At 38.9% G+C, this 22,072-nt stretch carries 24 protein-coding genes; 7 read left to right on the top strand and 17 right to left on the bottom strand.

Features of this window, described 5'->3' with window-relative positions:
- Positions 1-96 precede the first annotated feature (96 nt).
- Genes kdsB through F3G75_RS05195 form a run of 6 tightly spaced genes read right to left on the bottom strand, consistent with a single transcriptional unit; the run spans position 97 to position 5,422 of the window.
- On the bottom strand, positions 97-810 hold the full coding sequence (gene kdsB, locus F3G75_RS05220; RefSeq protein ID WP_149716816.1) for a 3-deoxy-manno-octulosonate cytidylyltransferase: 714 nt from the start codon (positions 808-810) through the stop codon (positions 97-99).
- Positions 807-2,270, bottom strand: a complete 1,464-nt coding sequence (gene thrC, locus F3G75_RS05215; RefSeq protein WP_149716815.1) for a threonine synthase — start codon at positions 2,268-2,270, stop codon at positions 807-809. Before thrC ends, kdsB begins: the two co-directional genes overlap by 4 nt.
- Positions 2,236-2,580: a divalent-cation tolerance protein CutA gene (gene cutA, locus F3G75_RS09615; protein WP_149716814.1), complete on the bottom strand. Its 345-nt coding sequence runs from the start codon at positions 2,578-2,580 to the stop codon at positions 2,236-2,238. Before cutA ends, thrC begins: the two co-directional genes overlap by 35 nt.
- A gap of 50 nt (positions 2,581-2,630) precedes the next feature.
- Positions 2,631-3,551 carry a tetraacyldisaccharide 4'-kinase gene (locus F3G75_RS05205; protein ID WP_149716813.1) on the bottom strand — a complete coding sequence of 307 codons (921 nt, stop codon included), beginning with the start codon at positions 3,549-3,551 and terminating at the stop codon, positions 2,631-2,633.
- Complete coding sequence (locus F3G75_RS05200) at positions 3,544-4,674, bottom strand: DegT/DnrJ/EryC1/StrS family aminotransferase (protein ID WP_103589556.1); 1,131 nt, start codon at positions 4,672-4,674, stop codon at positions 3,544-3,546. Before F3G75_RS05200 ends, F3G75_RS05205 begins: the two co-directional genes overlap by 8 nt.
- A 10-nt stretch (positions 4,675-4,684) precedes the next feature.
- Positions 4,685-5,422, bottom strand: coding sequence for an NAD+ synthase (locus F3G75_RS05195; protein WP_103580590.1), 738 nt, complete (start codon positions 5,420-5,422; stop codon positions 4,685-4,687).
- A 120-nt stretch (positions 5,423-5,542) separates the two neighbouring features.
- Between F3G75_RS05195 and F3G75_RS05190 the strand changes: the two genes are divergently transcribed.
- Positions 5,543-6,145, top strand: a complete 603-nt coding sequence (locus tag F3G75_RS05190; RefSeq protein WP_149716812.1) for an MBL fold metallo-hydrolase — start codon at positions 5,543-5,545, stop codon at positions 6,143-6,145.
- Between the two features lie 178 nt (positions 6,146-6,323).
- Here the strand turns inward: F3G75_RS05190 and F3G75_RS05185 are convergent, their stop codons facing one another.
- The 4 genes from F3G75_RS05185 to F3G75_RS09300 all read right to left on the bottom strand — a co-directional run bounded on the left by F3G75_RS05185 (position 6,324) and on the right by F3G75_RS09300 (position 9,342).
- Entirely contained in the window at positions 6,324-7,574 is a 1,251-nt protein-coding gene (locus F3G75_RS05185; RefSeq protein WP_149716811.1) for a porin, read from the bottom strand.
- Between the two features lie 187 nt (positions 7,575-7,761).
- Positions 7,762-8,295 carry a PaaI family thioesterase gene (locus F3G75_RS05180; protein ID WP_149716810.1) on the bottom strand — a complete coding sequence of 178 codons (534 nt, stop codon included), beginning with the start codon at positions 8,293-8,295 and terminating at the stop codon, positions 7,762-7,764.
- Between the two features lie 8 nt (positions 8,296-8,303).
- Positions 8,304-9,173, bottom strand: a complete 870-nt coding sequence (gene cmoB / locus F3G75_RS05175; protein WP_262481483.1) for a tRNA 5-methoxyuridine(34)/uridine 5-oxyacetic acid(34) synthase CmoB — start codon at positions 9,171-9,173, stop codon at positions 8,304-8,306.
- 1 nt (position 9,174) lies between these two features.
- Positions 9,175-9,342, bottom strand: a complete 168-nt coding sequence (locus F3G75_RS09300) for a hypothetical protein (protein ID WP_002942642.1) — start codon at positions 9,340-9,342, stop codon at positions 9,175-9,177.
- A gap of 91 nt (positions 9,343-9,433) precedes the next feature.
- On the opposite strand from F3G75_RS09300, the gene F3G75_RS05170 reads away from it, so the two are divergent.
- Genes F3G75_RS05170 through F3G75_RS05155 form a run of 4 tightly spaced genes read left to right on the top strand, consistent with a single transcriptional unit; the run spans position 9,434 to position 12,390 of the window.
- The gene (locus tag F3G75_RS05170) at positions 9,434-10,513 is read left to right on the top strand and encodes a transglutaminase-like domain-containing protein (RefSeq protein ID WP_149716808.1); all 1,080 of its coding nucleotides are present in this window, start codon (positions 9,434-9,436) and stop codon (positions 10,511-10,513) included.
- A complete protein-coding gene (locus tag F3G75_RS05165; RefSeq protein WP_107770143.1) occupies positions 10,510-10,833 on the top strand; it encodes an aryl sulfotransferase in 324 nt (107 codons plus the stop codon). Before F3G75_RS05170 ends, F3G75_RS05165 begins: the two co-directional genes overlap by 4 nt.
- The gene (locus F3G75_RS05160) at positions 10,826-11,083 is read left to right on the top strand and encodes a heavy-metal-associated domain-containing protein (RefSeq protein ID WP_149716807.1); all 258 of its coding nucleotides are present in this window, start codon (positions 10,826-10,828) and stop codon (positions 11,081-11,083) included. The genes F3G75_RS05165 and F3G75_RS05160 overlap by 8 nt, the downstream gene beginning before the upstream one ends.
- A gap of 17 nt (positions 11,084-11,100) precedes the next feature.
- On the top strand, positions 11,101-12,390 hold the full coding sequence (locus tag F3G75_RS05155; protein WP_149716806.1) for a M28 family peptidase: 1,290 nt from the start codon (positions 11,101-11,103) through the stop codon (positions 12,388-12,390).
- Between the two features lie 82 nt (positions 12,391-12,472).
- Here F3G75_RS05155 and F3G75_RS05150 read toward each other — a convergent pair whose 3' ends face one another.
- From F3G75_RS05150 to F3G75_RS05120, 7 genes are read right to left on the bottom strand one after another with little or no spacing between them, the layout of a single operon-like run.
- Positions 12,473-13,750 (bottom strand): dihydroorotase, encoded by a 1,278-nt coding sequence (locus F3G75_RS05150; RefSeq protein ID WP_149716805.1) that lies wholly within the window; start codon positions 13,748-13,750, stop codon positions 12,473-12,475.
- A 2-nt stretch (positions 13,751-13,752) separates the two neighbouring features.
- Entirely contained in the window at positions 13,753-14,682 is a 930-nt protein-coding gene (locus F3G75_RS05145; protein ID WP_149706800.1) for an aspartate carbamoyltransferase catalytic subunit, read from the bottom strand.
- A gap of 16 nt (positions 14,683-14,698) precedes the next feature.
- A complete protein-coding gene (locus F3G75_RS05140) occupies positions 14,699-15,109 on the bottom strand; it encodes a tetratricopeptide repeat protein (RefSeq protein ID WP_149716804.1) in 411 nt (136 codons plus the stop codon).
- Between the two features lie 9 nt (positions 15,110-15,118).
- The gene (locus F3G75_RS05135; protein WP_002942640.1) at positions 15,119-15,346 is read right to left on the bottom strand and encodes a hypothetical protein; all 228 of its coding nucleotides are present in this window, start codon (positions 15,344-15,346) and stop codon (positions 15,119-15,121) included.
- Positions 15,343-16,368 carry a DHH family phosphoesterase gene (locus F3G75_RS05130; protein ID WP_149716803.1) on the bottom strand — a complete coding sequence of 342 codons (1,026 nt, stop codon included), beginning with the start codon at positions 16,366-16,368 and terminating at the stop codon, positions 15,343-15,345. The genes F3G75_RS05135 and F3G75_RS05130 overlap by 4 nt, the downstream gene beginning before the upstream one ends.
- 9 nt (positions 16,369-16,377) lie before the next feature.
- Positions 16,378-18,573 (bottom strand): flagellar biosynthesis protein FlhA, encoded by a 2,196-nt coding sequence (gene flhA, locus F3G75_RS05125; protein WP_149716802.1) that lies wholly within the window; start codon positions 18,571-18,573, stop codon positions 16,378-16,380.
- A 2-nt stretch (positions 18,574-18,575) separates the two neighbouring features.
- Positions 18,576-18,980 carry an RrF2 family transcriptional regulator gene (locus F3G75_RS05120; protein ID WP_149716801.1) on the bottom strand — a complete coding sequence of 135 codons (405 nt, stop codon included), beginning with the start codon at positions 18,978-18,980 and terminating at the stop codon, positions 18,576-18,578.
- Positions 18,981-19,126: 146 nt separating this feature from the next.
- Here F3G75_RS05120 and rpsO point away from each other — a divergent pair, with 146 nt between their 5' ends.
- Both rpsO and F3G75_RS05110 read left to right on the top strand, forming a co-directional pair.
- Positions 19,127-19,399: a 30S ribosomal protein S15 gene (gene rpsO / locus F3G75_RS05115; RefSeq protein ID WP_004317763.1), complete on the top strand. Its 273-nt coding sequence runs from the start codon at positions 19,127-19,129 to the stop codon at positions 19,397-19,399.
- A gap of 393 nt (positions 19,400-19,792) precedes the next feature.
- Positions 19,793-22,072 carry a molybdopterin oxidoreductase family protein gene (locus F3G75_RS05110; RefSeq protein ID WP_316350918.1) on the top strand — a complete coding sequence of 760 codons (2,280 nt, stop codon included), beginning with the start codon at positions 19,793-19,795 and terminating at the stop codon, positions 22,070-22,072.

The raw sequence follows: 22,072 nt of genomic DNA, 5'->3' as shown, positions 1-22,072 counted from the left end.
TATTTGAGTAGAAAAATATTTTTGCTGCATTTAAAGATTAATATTTTAGATAAATTCTCCTTAAATATTGACTTTATTTAAAGAGAATTTACCGACTTATTTCTTACCAAATTTAGCTAGCGCTCTTTGGTAGTCCTCTTCGCTATCGATGCCGATACTTTGACTCTCAACCTCTAGCATTGCTATCTTTTTACCATTTTCTAGGGCGCGTAGCTGCTCGAGCTTTTCGGTATTTTCAAGGCTTGAAGCAGCAAGAGCACAAAACTCTTTTAAGCTTTTTACGCTGTATCCATAGATGCCTAGATGCGCTTTATAGCTTTTACACTCGCTTCTGTTAAATGGTATCCTTGATCTTGAAAAGTAAAGCGCATAGCCCTCAAAATCAGTCACTACTTTGACTAAATTTTTATCATCTGCAAACTCATCGTCCATCCTTTTATAGCAAGAAAACATAAAGGCTTTCCCTTTGTTTTGCTCGCAAAATGCCCTAAATTTAGCGATATTTTCAGGCTCGATAAATGGCTCATCGGCCTGAACATTTATGATGATCTCACTCTCGCTTAGCCCCAAAATTTGCGCCGCTTCATTTATCCTATCAGCGCCACTTTGATGATCTTTGCTAGTTAGCACAGCTTTTATGCCGTGAACCTTGGCGATCTCCAGCACGCTTGGCTCGTCCACAGCAACCGCCACATCGTCCACGCCACTTACTCTAAGAGCCGTCGCCACAAACATCGGCACGCCGTTTATCTCTTTTAAAATTTTGTTACTAAACCTTGTTGAGGCAAGGCGAGCTGGGATGATTATCATCTCTCGATCCATTCTAGGACGCACTTTTCAATCTCGTCCTCTTTTATGATGCTTTTATGCAAAATTTTCGCGCTAAATAGCGAGTTTATCGAGCTTAGCACGCTATCATTTAAGATTTTAGCGGTCTTTGCCAGCGCATCTTTTTCATCTTTTGTATCTTTGATCTGGCACGCTTTGATCATGCTTGGTGTAAATTTCACCCAATGTGCGGTCGATGTAATGACATTTATGCGGCTAGCCTCTACCATCTTAAAGCAAGTAGCCGTATGCGGATCGATCGCATAGCCGCCCTTTGCGAGCTTTGCGATGTATGCCTCGCACTCCTTATCGTCGCACCAGCTAGCCGCAAAGTCCTCTTTTAGCGCTTCAAGCTCCTGCTTGTTAAGCTTATAAAATTTATTTTTTGCGAGGCTTTGCATGAGCTCGTTGGTTCTAACGCTGCCAAATTTATCAAACAGCAAACGCTCGACGTTTGAGCTGATCAAAATGTCCATGGCAGGACTTATCGTCTTAACCAGCTTTTTGTCCCTGAGGTCGTAAACGCCAGTAGTAAAAAACTGTGTCAAGATATTGTTTGCGTTTGAAGCGATCTTGATCTTACCGATCTTTGCGCCCATTTTTTTAGCGTAGTATGCCCCAAGTGCGTTGCCAAAATTTCCACTTGGCACGATGATGTCAAAGCTCTCGTTTGCCTTAAGCGCCTTTTGTTTTAGTAAATTTGCGTATGCGTAGGCGTGGTAGATGATCTGAAAGAGTATCCTGCCAAAATTTACTGAGTTTGCTGCGCTTAGTTTAAGGCGCTTTTTTTTCAGTTCAGCCTTAAATTTATCATTTGCAAGTAACGTTTTTAGCGCTCTTTGAGCGTCATCAAAGTCGCCTCTTATACCAAAAACCTTTAAATTTTCACCCTGCATAGTCTGCATTTGTAGCTTTTGCACCTCACTCGTGCCGCCGTCTGGATAGAGGCAGACAACTTTGATATTTTCGTCGTTTGCAAAGGTTTGAAGTGTCGCAGGACCTGTGTCACCGCTCGTTGCGCACATGATAAGGTATTTTTCGCCTCTTTCCTTTGCTAGCTGGCTAAGCAGCGAGCCAAAAGGCTGAAGCGCCATATCTTTAAAGGCCCTTGTTGGGCCGTGATATAGCTCATTTACGTATAAATTTTTATCTATTTTTTTAAAAATAACTGGGTGCTTTGGATCATCAAAGTTTGCATATCTCTTGACCGCCTTTTTAAAAAACGCCTCTGGCACGTCAAATTTAAATAGCGAGATGATGTGAAGTGCGAGCTTTTCATAGCTTAGGCTTGAGAGCTCTTGCCACTTTGATCTTGTGATCTTTGGTAGCTTTTTTGGCGCGTAAAGTCCGCCTCGAGCGGAGCTTGGGCTAAGCATGGCTGTGCTTAAATTTACATTTTTTACCTTTTCATCTTTGGCGCTTCTTGTTGGTGTTAGTCTCATTTTTTGCCTTTTTGGTTGATTTTTTTATCCAGTTTTCGTATTTTTCAAATACTTCTTTTGGCTTAAGTGCCAAAATTTCTGGGGTTTCGTAGCTGTGGTGCTTTCTTATAAATTTAGCTACTTTTTTAAATTTCTCGTCTGTTTTTATGAGTAAAATTTGCTCTTTTTCATCGCAAAACTCTTCTTGCCAAAGATAAATGCTTTTTGCGCTAAAGCTACTCACGCAAGCTGCAAGGCTCTTTTTCACGAGCTTTTTGCTTAGTTTTTTTGCCTCTTTTTTCTTTGCGACCGAGGTGATTAAAATTCTCATTTTGATCTAAATTTTCCTTTTAAAAAGTGGCTCATTATAACAAAATAGGCTTAAATTTGCTGCGCCAAAACCTTTTTAAACTCTTCACTTAGCGTAACTTCAAGTGTTATAAGTGATACTCTCAGCCCAAAGTCCTTTGCCTTTACATAGTCCTTTTGCGTCATCAAAAGCGAGGTAGCGCCGTAACTTTGCAAAATTTTACTCAGCTCATCTTTTGAAAAATCGTAGTGATCAGGGAAAAAGACCTGTCCCACGCACTCGCTAAAAAATACCTCAAGGCGCGCTGGATTTGCTATAGCCGTGACTAACACCATTTTTTCACTTTTATTTAAAATTTCACTCTTTCTAAAGTGAGTTTGCCCTTCACTAGCGATAAAATCAGCAAATTTATAAAAACTAAACGGATATCTATAAGCCCCGCTTGGCAGGAAAAATTTTAGTCTTGGCTCTGGGTTTGGGCGTACCAAAATGTCAAATTTAGCTATGTCAAATTTAGAAAAACCATCATCGAGCAAAATATACTTCGCGCCGTGAGCTTTGGCATATTTTATAGCTATTTTTCTATCTTCGCTTACTATTACATTTGCATTTTTAAGGCTTGTAGCGTATATCATCGCCTCATCGCCACTTTCTGCTACGTTTAGCAAGATTTCGCCGTCACGAGCGACAACTTGCATGCCCTTGCTCTTTCTTTTATAGCCTCTAAGAATGATAAAAGCGCCCTCGTAATTTTTAGCAATTGCCACGCAAAGTGGAGTCTTCCCGCTTCCTCCAAGGGTCAAATTTCCAACGCTTATTATCTTTATGCCAAAGTCTATTTTTCTAGCAGTAAATTTCTTAAGCACAACAATAAGAAAATAGATAAAACTTAGTGGCAAAAGTAAAAATGCTAGTAGAATTTGAAAGAAATTTGGGCGAAAGAAGTAGTCATTCGCCCAAGCATGCAAGAAAATATTTAATTTCTTAAACACGAGTTTTAGAAATTTCTTTTACTTTGTTGCAGATGTATTGCACCTCTTCGTCACTCAGACTATGATAAATAGGCAATGACAACACTTGCTGATAATTTTTTAAAGCATTTGGAAAATCATTTACTTTAAGTGAGTATTTATTTTTGTAATAGCTTAGTAAATGTATCGGTATGTAGTGCAATGATGTGTGAATTCCGTGCTCCAAAAGCTCTCTAGCAAAGCCATCTCGATTTTTATTTATCTTAATAATATACTGAGTATAAATGTGTTCACGTTTTTTGACAGGGATTGTTATATTATGGCACTCGCCAATCTCTTTATCATAAATTTTTGCGATCTCTTGTCTTCTTTGTATGAGCTTATCTGTTCTTTCTAGCTGCGCAATAGAAAATGCTGCATTTATCGAGTTTATATCATACTTTAAGCCAATATCTACGACATCATAAATATAACTCAAACTACCGAATTTATCAATGCCATTTACAAGAGCATAGTTGCGAAGTAGTTTTGCTCTTTTATAAATTTCCTCATCATTTGTCGTAAAAAATCCAACCGTTGATATAGGATTTTGCACACGCGAATGTGTCTGGAAGCATGACAAAAAGGAGTCTGAGCCAACTTTTTTGCCATTGTATGTTAGTCCCATACCGCGGTTTGCATCATCTAAAATTTTTACACCGTATTTCTCACAAACCGCTGTTATCTCATCCATCCTAGCACTTTGACCTGCGATATGAGAGATAAAAGCACATTTTAATTTTTTATGATTTTGCTCTTTTAGCACTTTCTCAAGGGCGTCTGGGCAGATGTTAAAATCTTCTTCATCAACATCCACAAAAATAGGTTCAGCATCAAAATGTCTAACAGCTTGTGCAATGCTAGGAAAAGCATTTATGGAGCAAATGACCTTGTCTCCGCGTTTAGTGTCAAGTGCACTTAGTGCCAAGTGATGTGCAGCTGCGATATTATTTGTGGTAACTACAAATTTTGCACCAAAATACTCTTTTAACTTCTCTTCAAATCTAGCAACGATATTAGTAGTATTTTCAGAGTGCAAAGCCTCCTCAATAAGCTCACTTTCACGCTCAGTGATAGTTGGTCTATAAAACGGAATCTCTCTCATCTTTAATCCTTTAAATTTTCACTATCAACGGCATTTGTCGTTTAAACCTGTTTGAAACAACTCTATTTTCTATATCCGATACTGCTTTTAATCCAAACTTTTTGATGACTTGCTCCTTGTTATTTTCTAAATTTTCTAAAATCTCATCAATAACAGCATAACTGTAACCTATGTCGCCTTCGTCACTTTGTCCATCCCACAAATCAGCCGAAGGTGCTTTGTTGATAAAATTTTTATCAACCCCAAGATGTTTTGCAAATTCAAAAATTTCACTTTTGTAAAGCTCTCCGATAGGATTTATCGCACATGCTAAATCCCCAAATATCGTACCGTATCCAAGCATAAGCTCACTTTTGTTGCTTGTTCCGATAACTAGAGCGTTTATACTAGATGAATAATCATAAAGCAAGCTCATTCTAACTCTAGCTGCTAAATTCCCTTTTCTTAAATTGCTTAAATTTACATCTATCGTTTCGTAAAAGGCATTTAAAATGCCCTCTATGGATAAAACCTTATATTTTATGTTTAATTTTTCGCATAAATTTAAGGCATCGTCCATATTTTGTCTGTTTGATGATGCTGTTGGCATGATGAGTGCATGAGTTTCATTTGGTTTTGCTCTTGCACACAAAGTCGCTACTACAGCAGAATCAATACCTCCACTAACACCCAACAACAAATTTTTATCTTTAGTTTTATCTTTTAAGCTAAAAACTAAAGTTTCTTCGATTTTTTGATACTCCTTCATTCTTCCTTTGCCTAGATTTGCTTCCTTTTGCAAAAATTATACTAAGTAAATTTAAAATTTTTCTTTAAGTTTAAGTAAAAAGATGTAAAATTTTAAGAAATAATAAATTTAAGGTAAAAAATGAGAGTAATACATAAAAGCTTTGGAGATTTTAGCACTAATTGTTACATAGTTATAAAAGATAACTCATCTTTAGTGATAGATCCTGGAGATGGGGCAAAAGAATGGGTTTTGCAAAATGCTAAAAATTTAAAAGCCATCCTTTGCACTCACGGGCATTTTGACCATATCTTTGATGTGAGCGAGCTAAAAAATGAGCTAAAAATTCCAGTTTATATCAATAAATTTGATGCTTTCATGTGCGAGAGTGATATTTTTGGCTATATGAAAGATACTTTTACTCCAGATGTTTTGGTTGAAAATGATGAAAATTTTAACATTGATGATTTTTGCATCAAATTTCATCATTTTCCAGGGCATACACCAGGTTGCTCGATGATAGAGATAGATGACATAATGTTTAGTGGAGATTTTTTATTTAAAGGAAGCATAGGACGCTGGGATTTTCCTTTTTCAGATAAAAACGAAATGTTAGCTAGTTTAGAAAAGTGTAAAAATCTAAAGGGCAACTTCGCACTTTATCCAGGGCACGGGGAAAGCAGTACACTAGAGGTCGAGCAAAATAATATTAATTATTGGATAGATATAGTAAAAAATAGCTAAAAATTTTTGGTGATATTAATTTCAAGTTTCAAGCTTCTAAAGTACACTTAATCACTATTAAAAATTTATATTTTTTATAAAACTAAAAGTCAATCAAAAAAGATAGAGAAATTTTGTATGGGGGGGTCTATTTTAAATTTTGAAAAGGTCCGAGCGAAAGCTCGCTCGGACAAAGGTTTTAGAAGCTATATTTTGCTTCAAATCTTATACGATTTTGTTTAAAGCTTTCGCTATCTTTTTTATCTTTAGCAGCTGCATACCAAGTTAGGAAATTAAGTTTTTTACTATATTTGTAGCTAGCTTGTGCATACCACTCATTTCTTTTTGCTCTCTCTTTATCAAGAGCATAACTTGTTCCTTTACCTTGAGTATAGCCAGCACCAAAACCAAATTTATCTATATCATATCCAGCATTAACAAACCAGTAATCGTTGTCGCCTTTGATATTATTGTAGTATTGTTTACCACCACCACTCATTACACTATTTAGTATTTTAGCTGGGTTGATTAGCTGACCATTTGCATCGATTGAAGTAAATGCGATTTTACCACTATTTCTAGCATCATTATCTTTATTTTTAGCATCAAATTCTAAGTAGCCAGCATTAAATTTAGCACCAAATAGTTTTGTTCCAGCTTGAACAGCCCAAAAATCAGCATCAGCTACTTTTTTGTGATCTGAATCGCTATAAACATATTGACCTTTTAGGTTTAGGTTTATATCGTCGGTTACATTAAAACTAAATGCTGCCTCAGCACCATAAAGTGTAGCAATTTCTTGTAGATTTGCAATAGCTACCTTAAATGATACTGGATCATAGCTACCAACTGCACCTAAATAATAGAGGTTAGCAGGAGCGTCATGGAATTTTGTACCATCTGTTACTTCTTTTAGGAAAGGTCCATCTACTTCATCACTATTGTTTTCTATGGCATCATAAGCAGCAGCTGTTAAAGTAAGACCAGACACATCTGTACTTACAGCTTTTAGACCAGTAGCTGCTATATCACCATCATCATAGAAAGTTTTGATAAGTTGTTTGCCAGCTGTAATAGTAGTGTTAGATACTTTGTATCCTAGATACATCTCATATACACCAAAAGAATTTGTTGTATTTGTTTTATCTGTACCAGTTGCTACTTTATCGCCTGAATCATCAGTAGCAGCATATCTTAGTGTCAATACACCAAAGAAATTATCATCAATAGCGGCTTTAAATGATGTTTGCATTCTAAAAGCATGGCCTGCATTATTACCCTTTACAGTACCAGCTGTAGTTTTCTTAGTGCTATCATTTGTATAACGATATCTTGCAAATCCTGAAAGATCTACATTTTTTATAGCTTCTTCAAGTGGAGTTGCACTTGCAACGCTTGAAAATGCACCTAAAGCAACCAAAGCAGCTAAGCTAACTTTTGTAATTTTCATCTAAATCTCCTTTTGATAAAAAGTTTTGAAAGGATATTATCATAGAAAATTAATTTTATTGCTTAATTTTCCTTAAAATTTTAAAAAATATTACCAATTATTTACCAAAATAGGATAATGAGATAAAGATTGTCTTTTTAAAATTTCGTTTTATTTGGGATTAAAAATCAAAAATTTTTACTTACTTTTAGCTATTAGCCTTAGCTTCTTCTCGCTCTTTTTTTTGCCTTATAGCAGCTTCTTTTTGGATATTTTTTTGTTGAGTCAAGAAGATATGCTCTTCAAGTGTGACAAGTTGAAATATTCCTTCAAAAATTTTTATATCTTTAACGTATCCAAGTACTTTTACTTCTCTTTTTCTGCTCTCTTCAAATCTTGCTTGAGCGTCAAATTCCACTACATCACCAAGCTTTAGTGGCCCAAAGAAATTTATCCTAGCCCCGATACTAACGCAAAATTCTTCATTAATGGCTAAAAGCGCGGCATGATTTGCGCCCATAAAAATAAATCCACTATGAATAAGCCCCTCAGTATCGCACACCATATCATCCGTAGTAAAAAATCTAGTCTTTGCGTGATTTTTTTCAAGTAAAAATGCCGTTCCGCTAAAATTTAGCTTTGTAAGTGGAGCGGTTTTGATCTCATTTCTTAATGGATTTTCATCTTCTGGTAAGATTATTTGTGATTCATCTTTTATATCATAGATATTTTCTTCTGCCATTTTTATCCTTAAATTTTAACTCTAACATATGCTCTTTTTGGCGCTGGGTAGCCCTCGATGGTCTTTGTATTATTGTCTGGATCTAAGAAATTTCCAAGACTCTCACCATCTATCCACTTCGTTTTTCGCTGCTCATTTAGATCAGTAGCCTTCGTATCAAGTAAGGTAAAATCCCTAAATTTAGCTCTCTCGCACCAGTTTTGAAGTGCTGAGAGTGTTGGTACAAAGTAGATATTTGGAATTTTTGAGTATCTATCTTTTGGGCTCAGCGCAAAATCGCCCTCCATATCAATATACATAGTATCTAAAAATAGCTCTCCTCCAGGATTTAGCGCGGTTTTTAGCTCTTTTAGCATCTTGATAGGATCGCTTCTGTGATAGATGACACCAAGGCAAAAAATGGTGTCAAATTTCACTCCAAACTCAGGCAAGTTCTCTACTCCAAGAAGCTCGTAAGCGATATTTGAGCGGATAAATTTATTTAAAAAAGCAAACTGCAAATATGTATGCACACTAGGATCAAAGCCAGTTATACTTTTTGGGGCGTATTCAAGCATCTTAAACATATAATATCCATTGTTGCAACCCACGTCAGCCACGCTTTTGCCAGCTAAATTTAGATGTGGTGCTAGGATATTAAATTTGATAAAACTTTGCCATTCGCTATCTATATATATATCATCAAGTAAAAATGGCCCTTTTCGCCAAGGCTTTAGGCTAAGGGCGAGGTCATAAATTTTATCTTTTTTGGCTTGGTCTAAATTTTTAAATTTCACATTTACACTATCTTTTAGCTCAAGCTCGCAGTCAAAATTTGCTAAATTTTCTATCCTATTAAAAATTTGCTTTTGTTGCTCATTAAATTTACTAAGATCCACGCTATTTCCAGTCGACGATGTTGTGCGGACACTCTTTTTGGTAGGTGCCAGTCGCGTCATAATACTCTTTACAATCATTATAATATTGCGTCGAAACTCCGCGCTCATTCATGTAAAGACAACCGTTGCAAAATAACGCTATAAAGCCTAAAAATATAATCTTTTTCATGTGGCGGATTTTATCATAAATAAAATTTTTATGCTAGAATAGCAGGCAGTTTTAGAGCCAAGTTTGGCTAATATTAAACAAAAGGTATCTCATGCAAAGAAGAGATTTTTTTAAATTCGGCGGTCTTTTAGGTGCAGCTAGTCTGCTTCCAAATGTTAGTTTAGCTAGTGATGAGCTAACAAGCCCAGTAATCAGAAATTTTGATGTAAATTTTAAACACCAGCTGCTTGAGAAGGGCAAAAGCTCAAAAATTTGGTTACCACTTCCGATAAACACAACCTACCAACACCTAACACAAGACTATGTCATAAATACAACTGCTAAAAATGTTTATATTTCAGATACTCTTATACCAACGATGTATGCTGATTTTGAAGAAAATGAGCCAAGACCCATTCTAAACGTGCAGTTTAAAATACAAACAACAGAGAGAAATACTGACTTTAGCAAAGTGAATTACGATCCAAACGAGAAGATAGATCCTGCTATTCTTGAGTTTTTAAAACCAACTTCACACATCCCAACTGACGGAGTCGTAAGAGCAAAAGCGCTAGAGATCGTTGGAAATTTAAAGGGCGATTTGGAGCGTGCAAAAGCGATCTACACGTGGGTTGCAAACACTATGGAGCGCGATAACAGCATCCTAGGATGTGGCACAGGCGATGTTAGAGCAATACTAGAAAGTGGAAAACTAGTGGGCAAATGCACCGATATAAACTCTGTTTTTGTAGGGCTTTGCAGATCAGTTGGTATCCCAGCTAGGGAGATCTTTGGTATCAGGGTTGGTCAGTCTAGATTTTCAGATCAAATGGGTAGCGCAAAAGATGGCGTGGCTAAAATTTCAGGCGGACAACACTGCAGGGCTGAGTTTTACTTAAAAGGCTATGGTTGGATACCGGTTGATCCAGCGGACGTCACAAAGGTAAGACTAGGCGAGAAACTTACAAACGACGACGCTAAGATCGCAGCCGTTAGAGACTTTTGTTTTGGTAACTGGGAGATGTGCTGGATAGGCTTTAACTACGGACGCGACTTTATCTTAAAACCAGAGCCTGAGCAAACTCCGCTAAATAACTTCGGTTACCCATACGCTGAAGTTGATGGCAACACACAAAACTACTATTCGCCAAAAGAATTTAGCTACGACTACGTTTCAACAGAGCTAAAATGAGAGCCTTTTGGCTGATACTCACATCCATAGGTAGTGCCATCGGTGCTACCTTGTGCTGCTTGCCAGCACTTCTTTTTTTGCTTTTTGGCACTTCTTTTTCATTTCTTTCTTGGACACAAAATTTATACGAGTACCGCACTATTTTAAGCGTTATAGCCGTCATTTGTTTTGTGATTTCAGGTATTAGTCTATTTTACAAACCAAAAAGCTGCAACCTAAGCTATAAAAAGAAAAAATGGATACTTATATATATTCTTTTTGGAGTGATTTTGCTTTTACTCCTTACATATCCGGAGCTTTTAGGAGAAATTTATGCATAAAATTTTAGTTTTAGCCCTTTTAGTAGTAGCAAGCTATGCTGATAAAAAGATAGAAATTTCTGTACCTAGCATGCACTGTCCGCTTTGCACGGCGATTGTTAGAAAGGCTGCTCTTAGCGTTGAGGGCGTGAAAAAGGCAGACGTATCGCTAAAAGAGAGAAAAGCTACCATCATAGCAGATGATAATATCGATGAAAAAGAGCTTTTAAAGGCGGTCGATGCGACTGGCTATAAGGGTGAGATAAAATAAATTTAAGGGAGGCAAATATGTCAAAGAGCGAAGTTCTAACGAAATTTGAGACACTTGCGACGATACCGCACTGTAGTTATGAGACTGATAAGATGCGTGATTTTCTAGCTAGCTATGCAAAAGATAAGGGCTGTGAGGTTACAGTCGATAGCTTTGGCAACATTCATGCGTTTAAAGGCAAACCAAAAATTTGCTTGCAAAGCCACTATGATATGGTCTGCATGGGCGATGCTCCAAAGATCGAAATAGTTTACGGCGATGATGGCTACATGAGGGCTAAAAACTCATCTCTTGGCGCAGATAACGGCATAGGCGTAGCTATCATGATGCAGATGATAAGCGAATTTGACGACATAGAGTGCCTTTTTACAAACAACGAAGAAGTCGGCATGATCGGAGCCACTGGTTTTAGTGGCGAGTTAAAAGCAGATAAACTTTTAAATTTAGACAGCGAAGAGGATGACCGCGTCACCATCGGCTGCGCTGGCGGTGTAAATTTATTTGCCACTATCTCGCTTAATAGCAAAAAAACAAAAGAGAGCACGCTTTATGAAGTAAAAGTGAGTGGGCTTCCTGGCGGACACTCTGGCAACGAGATACATAAAAATATCCCAAATGCGATCAAGGTTTTGGCGGCATTTGTGACTAAAAATGGCTGTAAGCTTGTCAAATTTGAAGGTGGTGAGCGAAGCAACTCTATCCCAAGCGGCGCAACTGCACTGGTTTTAAGCGATAAAGAGCTAAAGAGCGAGTGTGAAAATTTAAGCGTGAAAAAGCTTGGCACCGGTGAAGAAGTTTTAGAAAATGGCGAGAAAATTTTAGCTCTTATTAACTCATTTTCACAAGGTGTAAGAGCCTATAACTGCGAGCTAGGAATACCACAAGATAGCGTCAACCTCTCTCTTGCAAAGATAAAAGATGATGACACACTTGAAGTGGAGTTTTTTGCAAGATCAATGAGTAAAGATGGGCTAAATAGGATGGAATTTGAAATTTCAGAGCTTGCAAAAGCACTTGGCTTTAGCGTCATTGCAAAAGATAGAAATCCGGCTTGGAAGCCTATAAATGATAAATTTGCAAACGACATCCTAGAAGAGCTAAAAATTTATAAGTCAAACGCAAGGATAACAGCTGTGCATGCTGGACTTGAATGCGGCGTGCTTTTGGAGAAAAAAGTGGGTCTTAGTGCATGTTCTATTGGACCAAATATCCACTCACCTCACTCAACAAGAGAATGCTGCGAAGTTGAATCTGCACTTTTTATAGAAAAAGTCGTTTGCAGTATCGTTAAAAAATATAACTCATAAAAAATAAAATTTGCTAGAAATTTCTAGCAAATTTTGGATTTTGAAGATTTAGGATTTTCCCGCAAGCATGAGAAAATTTATATTATTTTCCAAACTCATAAACGATCTTGCCACTTTTTATCGTAGTAGTCGCTGCGCCTTTTAGTTTTTTACCAAAGAGTGGGGAGTTTATTGATTTTGAGCGGTTTATCTTCTCGTCATAAACATACTCGATCTCAGGATCTATCACCGCGATATCAGCTAGCATGCCCTCAGCAAGTCTGCCTTTATCTTTTAAATTTAGCATCTTAGCTGCGTTTGTAGATATTAGCTCCACCATGCGCTCTAAGCTTATAACGCCCTCATTTACGAGCTTAAGAGTGAGTGGCACAAGGGTTTGAAGTCCGATGATACCAAATGGCGCCTTGTCAAATTCCACTATCTTTTCATCTGTATGGTGCGGCGCATGATCGGTAGCGATAACATCTATAAGTCCGCTTTTTAGCGCCTCTCTTACCGCTTTTACGTCGTTTATCTCACGAAGTGGCGGTGACATTTTGAAATTTGTATCGTAAGCATTTTTCAAAATTTCATCATCGCTAAAGCTAAAGTGATGTGGTGTGGCCTCACAAGTGATGTTTATGCCCTCTTTTTTACCCATTTCGATGATCTTTAGCGAGTACTCCGAGCTTACGTGAGCGATATGAATGTGCGCTTTAGTGAGCTTTGCAAGTAGCATATCACGGCTCACTGCGATCTCCTCTTTCTCTCTCGCCATGCCGCGAAGTCCAAGTATCGCCGAGACCTTGCCCTCGTGCATGACGCCCTGCCTGCAAAGCGAGCAGTCCTCTGAGTGGCTTATGCAAAAGCTACCAAACATACTTGAGTACTCAAGTGCCGCTCTCATCACGCTTGAGCTAGTCACTGGCAAGCCATCGTCGCTAAATGCAACTGCGCCAGCCTCTATAAGATCGCCCATTTCAACGATCTCATTGCCACCAAGCCCTTTGCTGATGGCTGCGATCGGTAAAAGATCGATGAGACCGCAGTTTCTGGCCTTTTCTATCATCGCTCTTGTGATTGAAGCGTTGTCATTTACTGGATTGGTATTTGCCATGCAAAGGCAGGTGGTCACTCCTCCAGCTACGGCCGCCTGCGAGCCCGAGATGATGTCATCTTTATACTCTTGACCAGGATCGCGAAAATGCACGTGCATGTCGATAAGTCCTGGCATGACGAGCTTATTTGTAGCGTCTATGACCTTATCAGCCTCAAATTTCTCACTTCCGATTTTGGCTATTTTGCCGTTTTCTATTAGGATATTTGCCTTAAATTTCTCGTCGCTATTTACGATAGTGCCGTTAATTATTGATATTTTCATCGTTAGCCCCTATTTTTTGCAAGCGTATTTAGTATCGCCATTCTTATAGCAACGCCGTTTTCAACTTGATTTAGTATGACTGAGTGTGTGCCATCAGCCACGTCTGAGTTTAGCTCTACGCCCCTATTTATCGGCCCTGGGTGTAGCACGATCGCATCAGGTTTGGCTAGCTTTATCCTATTTTTATTTAGTCCAAAAAATTTCGAGTACTCTCTCGAGCTTGGAAAAGCCACGTCCGCACCACCACGCTCTAGCTGGATGCGAAGCATGATGATGACGTCACTGCCCTCGCAGGCTTCTTCCATATTTTTGCAAATTTGAGACTCAAAGACCTCAGCATCTTTTGGCATCATCATCCTTGGCGCAAAGAGCTTTAAATTTATGCCAAATTTCTTCATCGCCCAGATGTCAGACCTTGCCACGCGGCTTCTTGCGATGTCGCCGATGATCGCCACATTTAGATTTTTATCCAAAATTTTGCCATGCTCTCTTAGTGTGAAAAGATCAAGCAAGGCTTGGCTTGGGTGCTCATTTGTGCCGTCCCCTGCATTTACGACGCTAGCCTCTGTTCTATCAGCTGCAAATTTTGCCGCTCCAGAGCTTGGGTGACGAAGCACGATGATGTCACTTTTCATCGCAGCCATGTTATTCATCGTATCATTTAGGCTTTCGCCCTTTGTCACACTCGAGCTTGATGAGCTGAAATTTATCGTATCAGCTCCAAGTCTCTTTGCGGCAATCTCAAAGGATGTTCTCGTTCTAGTCGAGTTTTCATAAAATGCGTTTATCGTGGTCTTTCCGCGAAGATAGTCATTTTTTTTCACTTGGCTTAAATTTAGCTCCTTAAACTCTTTCGCCGCCTCTAAAAAATATAAAATTTCTTCCTTGCTAAGCTCTCTAGTTCCTATCAAATCTTTATGTTTGTAGCCCATTTTAAGCCTCTTAAATTTATTTTGCTACGAAATCGCAAGCTGGTTGGTAGCCGTTATCACAAGCTTTTTTAAATAAAGCCTTTGCTTTTTCTTCGTTCTTTGCTTCGTTTGCGTCTTTATCTTTTATTAGGCCATAAGCGATCATTTCGCCTAGTTTTTCGCACGCCATGCCCTCATTTTCGTCGCACATTTTTGTAAAAATTTTCTCAGCCTGAGCTCTATCTTTTGCCACGCCATCGCCGTTAAATAGCATGATCGCATTCATCGTGCAAGCCTTTTTCTCGCCCTCGCCGCAAGCTTTATTAAAAGCAAGATAGGCCTCGTTAAAATTTTTCTTTGCATAAAGCTCATTTGCCTTGTCTAAATTTTCATTTGCCGTAGCATTTAACGCAAAAAGTACCGCCGCTAAAACTAAAATTTTCTTCATATTTTCTCCTTATTTAAATAACTTTGGATGGTGTTTTTTCATATATTCAACTATCTCTATAACCTCGTCGCTACCGCTAGCATCAGAGTTTTCTAGCGCATCATCTATGCACTCTACATAGAGATTTGCCGCCTCTTCAAGCTTGTCTTTTTTCACGCCAGCATAGTAAAACATCGCTTCAAGTACCATGCTAAGCTCGTAGCTAAGCTCCTCTACGCTTACCTCTTCTTCTTTCATATCTCCTCCTGTGTTTTTTTAGTTATTAGATCGACTATCTGAGCTTTAATCGGCTCATAGCTAAAGCCATCTTTGAAATTTGCAAATAGCCCGCCACTTGCGTTCACGTGTCCGCCACCGCCAACTAGGTGCTTTGCCATGGCGCTAACGTCAAGCTTGCCATTTGCACGAAAACTTAGCGTTTTTTTATTTGTCACATCGATAAAGAAGTCAAATTCAGGATTTGCCACTAAAAAGTCGTTGCCGATAACCGAAACGTTACCGATATTGTAGGTTAAAATTCCTTTATGATCTTTATAGTTTATGCTAAATTTATCTTTATTTTCACTAAGTTTTTTTACGACATAGTTTGAGATTAGATTGCTTAGCGTGTCGTCCTTGTCCTCTTTGAAAAATGACTTCTTAATAGCATGCACCTGCATGTCAAGACCGATATAGTCGTTTTTCTCGTTAAAAAATTTGCTAGCTTCTTTTAAGATGTGATCCATATAAAGGTTGTTTTCAGCCTCAAACATCACCTTATTTATCTCTTTGGCGTTTGCCACAAGCCCCAAGCAGACCTTGCCCATTTCGAAATTTTTATCATCTTTTAGCCAGATATCCACGGCATTTACGACGTCACTAAAAATTTCAAGCTCTTTGTTTTTGCCAAAAATGCCCACAAAAAAGTCATAAGTGATCTTCGTAGCGCACCTTGAACTATCTAAAAAGTACCAAGGATAGCTACTCGCGCACTCAGCACCGCTTTGGTGATGATCTAGCAAAAAGAGCTTTATATTTTTACCCTCTATCATCTCAGTAAAGCTCTCGCACTGGGCTAGAGTTAAATTTAGATCAGTAATCAAAATGATGTTTTTATCATCGTTTGAGGCATCTATCTCAGCTAAAATTTGAGCAAATTTATCATCTATCTCTCTGCCGTAGTTTGAGTTTAGAAATTTCACATCTTTGAAGTAAAAATTTGTTATGTATTGCGCACCGTATCCGTCAAGATCGGTGTGCGAGAGGTGATAAATTTTCATCGTTTTCCTTTATAAATTTTCTATTTCTATGACGCCAACCGTTTTAAATGGCGTATTTGCCGAGATCTCAGCAAAACTTAGCACCACGATGTCGATGGCAAAATTTGCACAGATATTTGCTATAAATTTGCGCAAGCTTGGCTCCACGCAAAGCACCATTTCACCGTGCTGGCTCATCGGTCGCTTCTCTTTTTCACGCCTTAGCGCCTGCACGATAGACGATGTCTGGGCTACATTTATCATCAGGTGGTATGCACCGTCTTTGTATTGCACCGCATCCATGAGCTTTTGCTGGACCGCACTATCTAAAATGTAAAAATTTAGCTGACCTTTCTCATCGACATAAAGCGAAGTGACAACACGCGAGAGCGCTGCGCGTACGTGCTCAATGATCATATCTAGGTTTTTACTAACCTCGGCGATGTCGCTAATTGATTCAAGTATGCTAAGCAGATCTTTGATCGGTATATTGTCTTTAAGTAGCGCTTTTAAAACCTTTTGGATCAAATTTATAGGTGCGATCCTTAGCGTATCCTCGACCACAACTGGGTAGTCGATCTTTAGTTTGTCTAATAAATTTTGCGTCTCTTGGCGAGTGAGAAGCTCGGCTGCGTTTTGTTTGATAAGCTCGCTCATATGCGTTGATATGACGCTTGCAGGGTCAACTATCGTGTAGCCACTAAGTATGGCATCCTCTTTCACACTAGCATCGATCCAAAGTGCATCTAGTCCAAAAGCTGGCTCTTTTGTTGGAATTCCCTCAATATCCTCACTCACAAGACCGCTATCCATCGCTAAAAATTTATCTGCATAAATTTCGCCTTGTCCGATGATGATACCTTTTAGCTTAAAGCGATACTCATTTGGTGGGAGTTGAAGGTTGTCGCGGATTCTTATCTTCGGCATCAAAAAGCCAAGGCTTGAAGCGATATTTCGCCTCATGGCACGAATTCTCTCAATGAGATCCACGTCAGCTAGCTTTAGCAAGCCGTATCCTAGGTCGAGCTCTAAAATTTCAAGCTTTAATATGTCATTTATCTTTGTCTCTTCTTCTCTTGCTATCTCTTCGTCGCTTTTCTTTGGAACCTTAGCAGCGGTGCCACTTGTCGCACCAGCTCCTGCGGCACCAGACACACCTGTTCCAGTCTTTTTAGAAGCAACTTTGTCTTTTGGCGCAAGGTTTAAATTTAATCCACCATCTTTGGTCTGCTTGATGATGTAGCCAAGCCCCAAAAACAGTAATGCAATGAAGCCAAGAGATAGTGTCGGAAGTCCAGGAACAAGAGCAAACATAAAGAGTATGAAGCCCACTATTAGTAAGGTTTTATAGTCTCCCAAGAGCTGATTTAGAGTGCCTTCTGCAAAGTCCTCATCGTCTTTGCTAGCCCTTGTGATGATGATAGCAGTTGCTGTTGATGTGATAAGTCCTGGGATCTGACTCACAAGACCGTCACCGATAGTTAGGATCGTATAATACTGGGCCGATGTAGCCATATCAAGGTCATGTTGAAACGAGCCGATGGCAAAACCGCCAATGATGTTGATGATAGTTATGATGATACCGGCTACGGCGTCACCTTTTATAAATTTAGACGAACCATCCATCGCGCCGTAAAAATTTGCCTCGCCGATGATGGCTTGGCGTCTTTCACGCGCTGTTTTTTCGTCAATCAAACCTGCGTTTAAGTCCGCATCTATCGCCATTTGCTTACCTGGCATCGCATCGAGTGTAAAACGTGCTTGCACCTCGCTCACACGGGTTGAGCCCTTTGTTACGACCATAAAATTTATGAGAACCAAGATACAAAAGACGATGGTGCCGATGACAAAGTTGCCGCCAACGACGAAATTTCCAAAACTTGAGATGATCTCGCTGACCGCTTCTGGGCCGTTGTGACCTTCGCTTAAGATCATACGCGTGGTTGCAATGTTTAGCGAGAGGCGAAAAAGCGTAACGATAAGGATCAGTGTCGGAAAAGTACTAAGATCGGTTGGTTTTGGCACATAAATCGAAATTAAGATTATAAGCACTGAAATCGAGATCGAAAGTGCCAAGAAAAAGTCAAGCACCGCGCTTGGAAGCGGTACGATGATGATAGCAAGGATGGCAACAATGATACCAACGATGCTAAGACTTTTAAACTTAACAATTGGCGCAAGAAACGGCGCTACAAGAGTTAATATGTTATTTTTTTGCTTTGCCAACTTTACTTCTTAACGATGTCACTTAGTTTTATAGCGTCAAGCATCTCGTCGATCTTGCCTTGAAGACCGCTAAACATCGACCAAATTTGACAGCTTGAGGCTTTATTTGACGGGCAGCCATCTGCAGAAGATGAGCACTCAAAGACGTTAAGTTCACGTTTTTCAGCGCACTCTATTATCTTTTTTATACTTAGATTTTCAGTTTCGTTATTTAGCGCAAAGCCGCCATTTGCCCCTTTAAACGACTTTAAAATTCCATCTTTTGCAAGATTTTGTAAAATTTTGGCTAAAAAGCTTTTTGAAATTTTAAGTTCATTTGAGATCGTATCAACATCAACTGGAGATGATTTTTGAGATATTAAAATAAGTGAAAGTAGAGCGTATTCGCTTGCCTTTGTAAAAAGCATTTATCTTCCTTAGGTCTTTAAATAGCCCTAATTTTATTAAATTTTTACTGCATTTTTCATTAATTTTTAAAAAGCGTAATTTTATCTAACTTTATGTTTTAAATGCTATAATCGCTCTTCCAAAATTCACCAATCAGGAGGTCATTATGGCTTTGGATTCGGCTAAAAAAGCTCAAATAGTTGCGAAATTCGCTAGAAAAGAGGGAGATACAGGCTCTCCAGAAGTTCAAATAGCTCTTTTAACAGCTAGAATAACTGAACTTACAGAACACCTTAAAATTTTCAAAAAAGACTTTTCATCACGCTTAGGTCTTTTAAAACTAGTTGGTCAAAGAAAAAGACTTTTAAAGTATCTTAAAAACAAAGACTACACTACATATTCAAAACTAATCTCTGAGCTTGGCTTAAGAGATAAATAATCCATCGGAGAGCGATCTGCTCTCCTTATTAAATTTCCTTCATCCATATTTTTTATTCAAAATTTTACAGTCTATTTTAAAATTTTCCATCTTTAGTATTAATTTATCTACTTACAATATGACTAATCTTTTTAAATAAAGTAAAATTAGAATTAATTTTTTCATTTTATATAAAAAGCTAAATCTCTATATCTTTATTTCTTTTATAATAAATTTATCAATTTTAAATAAATTTTAAAACCCCTAAATAATTGACTTTAATAGAATTAAATTAATTTTAACTTAGATTAAAAATTTATTTTTATAGATAAAGAATTTTTATTAAAGATTAAGATTTCGGCTAGTAATATTACTCATATAGAAATATGCAAATATTGCATAGTAAAGGAGAAAATGATGAAAGAAGGCAAAGTCATCTGTCCTTATTGCGGGACAGGCTGTCAAGTAACCTTGCATGTGGAAAACAATGTCGTTCGTGCCGCCACTGGTGTCGAAGACAATCCAGTCAATCAAGGAAATTTATGTTTAAAAGGCTTTTATGGCTGGGATTACGTTGCAAGTCCAGATAGACTCACAAAACCACTTATTAGAAAGAAAAATGGCGTATTTTCAAAGGATGGTGATTTTGAGGAAGCCAGCTGGGACGAGGCACTTGATCTTGTCGTAGAGAAAATGAAAGAAACCAAAGCAAAATATGGCCCAGATGCATTAGCTGGAAATTTCTCAGCGCGCTGTACGCTTGAGGATAACTACGTCGCACAAAAGCTAATGCGCGCTGTAATTGGTACAAATAACGTCGATCACTGCGCTAGAATTTGACACGCTCCGACAGTAGCAGGACTTGCTAAAACAATCGGAAACGGAGCTGCCACAAATAGCTTTACAGAGATTGGCACTTATAGTAACTGTATATTAATGATAGGTTCAAACCCAGAAAATGGCCACCCAATCGCAGCTATGCACATCCAAAGAGCGCTAAACCGCGGTGCAAAACTTATCGTTATTGATCCTATCAAGACCGAGTTTGCAAGTAGAGCCGACATCCACTTGCAGCTAGAGCCCGAGCACAACATCCCAGTTATCAACGCACTTTTATACACTATCATCGAAGAAGGCCTTGTAAATGAGGAATTTGTAAGAGATCACACAATAGGTATCGAGTACGTTAAAGAGGCTGTAAAAGACTATGCCCCAGAGGTTGTAGCTAAATACACAAGGCTAAATCCAGAGGATATAAGAGCAGCTGCTAGAATGTACGCTACGACAAAACCAGCCGTCATCACTCACGGCATGGGCGTAACTCACTTTAACCACGGCGTTGGCGGAGTTTGCGATGTATCAAATTTATTCTTGATTACTGGCAACATCTGTGAGCTTGGCACAGGCGACTTACCACTAAGAGGCCAAGAGAATGTTCAAGGCTGCTGTGATATGGGAGTTTTGCCAAATATCTTCCCAAATCTTGGCTCAGTCACTGATCCAGAGCAAAGAGCTTGGTTTGAAAAAATGTGGCACCTAGAACCTGGATTTTTGAGCTCAAAAATAGGCGTTCATAAAACCGAAGTACCTGATGCGATCCTTGATGGCAAGGTTCATTTCTTCTGGACTATCGGAGAAAACCCAGTCATCTCTGAGCCAAATACAAACCACTTCTTAAAAGGCATTGCAAATGTTGATTTCTACGTGGTTCAAGACCTATTTTTGACCGAAACTGCTCTAAAAGCTGACGTCGTACTACCTGGCGTAGCAAGCAGCGAAAAAGAAGGCCTTTATACCAACGCAGAGCGCCGCGTACAGCACAACGAAGCGGTTATCACTCCTCCAGGCGATGCTAGACAAGACTGGTGGATCGTTTGCGAGATCGCACGTCGTTTGGGCGCAACTGAGGGCTTTAACTACAACTCACCAGAAGAAATTTGGGAAGAAGTCAGAAAATGCGACCCTAGACGCTATGGTGGCATGAGTTACTATCGCATCAAAAAGTATCACGGACTTCACTGGCCATGTCCAACAGAAGATAGTATGGGCGGTCAGAGCCTCTATCTTGATAAGAAATTTTTCACACCTGATGGCAAAGGTCGCTTTGTACCATGCCTATTTGTGGACAGTGCCGACGAGATCGAGCCAGCAAAACTTGAGTTTGCCAAGAAAATGAATATGTCACCAGGGTATCCTATCATGGCTGGTTCAGTCGATGAGAAGACTGATACTGAGTATCCGATACAGCTTTTAACAACAAGAAAAGTTTATCAATACACAGTTGGTACCATGACAAGGCGCTCTAAAGCGATCGAAGAAGGTGGCGACAGTATCGGACCTATCGCTGAGATGAGCCCGTCACTTGCTGCAAGATACGGTATCAAGCAAGGCGACTTTATCAAAGCATGGAGTAGGCACGGCTACATCGTCGTAAAAGCCGAGGTTACCGATATCGTGCCTGAGGGCATCATACAGATGACTTTTCACTACTGGGAGAGCTCATGCAACGAGCTAACAAGCAGCGGCTGGGACTTCATCAGTAAGACTCCGACATTTAAGGCAGCGATCCAGATCAAGAAGATCGATGAAGAGGAATTTTTAAGAGTTCGCGAGCTAAAACGCGAGAAATTCCAAACTTCAAAGATCATCTACGATGACTTCCACCACCACGGAAACGCAGCGATAAATGAGTAA

The organism is Campylobacter concisus (assembly GCF_902460705.1).
Taxonomy (GTDB): Bacteria; Campylobacterota; Campylobacteria; order Campylobacterales; family Campylobacteraceae; genus Campylobacter_A; species Campylobacter_A concisus_Z.
This window is presented reverse-complemented; position numbering and strand designations above follow the sequence as displayed.

Coding starts and splice junctions, on each gene's coding strand:
- kdsB (WP_149716816.1), bottom strand. CDS start 810: ATGATAATCATCCCAGCTCGCCTTGCCTCAACAAGGTTTAGTAACAAA.
- thrC (WP_149716815.1), bottom strand. CDS start 2,270: ATGAGACTAACACCAACAAGAAGCGCCAAAGATGAAAAGGTAAAAAAT.
- cutA (WP_149716814.1), bottom strand. CDS start 2,580: ATGAGAATTTTAATCACCTCGGTCGCAAAGAAAAAAGAGGCAAAAAAA.
- F3G75_RS05200 (WP_103589556.1), bottom strand. CDS start 4,674: ATGAGAGAGATTCCGTTTTATAGACCAACTATCACTGAGCGTGAAAGT.
- F3G75_RS05195 (WP_103580590.1), bottom strand. CDS start 5,422: ATGAAGGAGTATCAAAAAATCGAAGAAACTTTAGTTTTTAGCTTAAAA.
- F3G75_RS05190 (WP_149716812.1), top strand. CDS start 5,543: ATGAGAGTAATACATAAAAGCTTTGGAGATTTTAGCACTAATTGTTAC.
- F3G75_RS05185 (WP_149716811.1), bottom strand. CDS start 7,574: ATGAAAATTACAAAAGTTAGCTTAGCTGCTTTGGTTGCTTTAGGTGCA.
- F3G75_RS05180 (WP_149716810.1), bottom strand. CDS start 8,295: ATGGCAGAAGAAAATATCTATGATATAAAAGATGAATCACAAATAATC.
- F3G75_RS09300 (WP_002942642.1), bottom strand. CDS start 9,342: ATGAAAAAGATTATATTTTTAGGCTTTATAGCGTTATTTTGCAACGGT.
- F3G75_RS05170 (WP_149716808.1), top strand. CDS start 9,434: ATGCAAAGAAGAGATTTTTTTAAATTCGGCGGTCTTTTAGGTGCAGCT.
- F3G75_RS05165 (WP_107770143.1), top strand. CDS start 10,510: ATGAGAGCCTTTTGGCTGATACTCACATCCATAGGTAGTGCCATCGGT.
- F3G75_RS05160 (WP_149716807.1), top strand. CDS start 10,826: ATGCATAAAATTTTAGTTTTAGCCCTTTTAGTAGTAGCAAGCTATGCT.
- F3G75_RS05155 (WP_149716806.1), top strand. CDS start 11,101: ATGTCAAAGAGCGAAGTTCTAACGAAATTTGAGACACTTGCGACGATA.
- F3G75_RS05150 (WP_149716805.1), bottom strand. CDS start 13,750: ATGAAAATATCAATAATTAACGGCACTATCGTAAATAGCGACGAGAAA.
- F3G75_RS05145 (WP_149706800.1), bottom strand. CDS start 14,682: ATGGGCTACAAACATAAAGATTTGATAGGAACTAGAGAGCTTAGCAAG.
- F3G75_RS05140 (WP_149716804.1), bottom strand. CDS start 15,109: ATGAAGAAAATTTTAGTTTTAGCGGCGGTACTTTTTGCGTTAAATGCT.
- F3G75_RS05135 (WP_002942640.1), bottom strand. CDS start 15,346: ATGAAAGAAGAAGAGGTAAGCGTAGAGGAGCTTAGCTACGAGCTTAGC.
- F3G75_RS05130 (WP_149716803.1), bottom strand. CDS start 16,368: ATGAAAATTTATCACCTCTCGCACACCGATCTTGACGGATACGGTGCG.
- F3G75_RS05120 (WP_149716801.1), bottom strand. CDS start 18,980: ATGCTTTTTACAAAGGCAAGCGAATACGCTCTACTTTCACTTATTTTA.
- rpsO (WP_004317763.1), top strand. CDS start 19,127: ATGGCTTTGGATTCGGCTAAAAAAGCTCAAATAGTTGCGAAATTCGCT.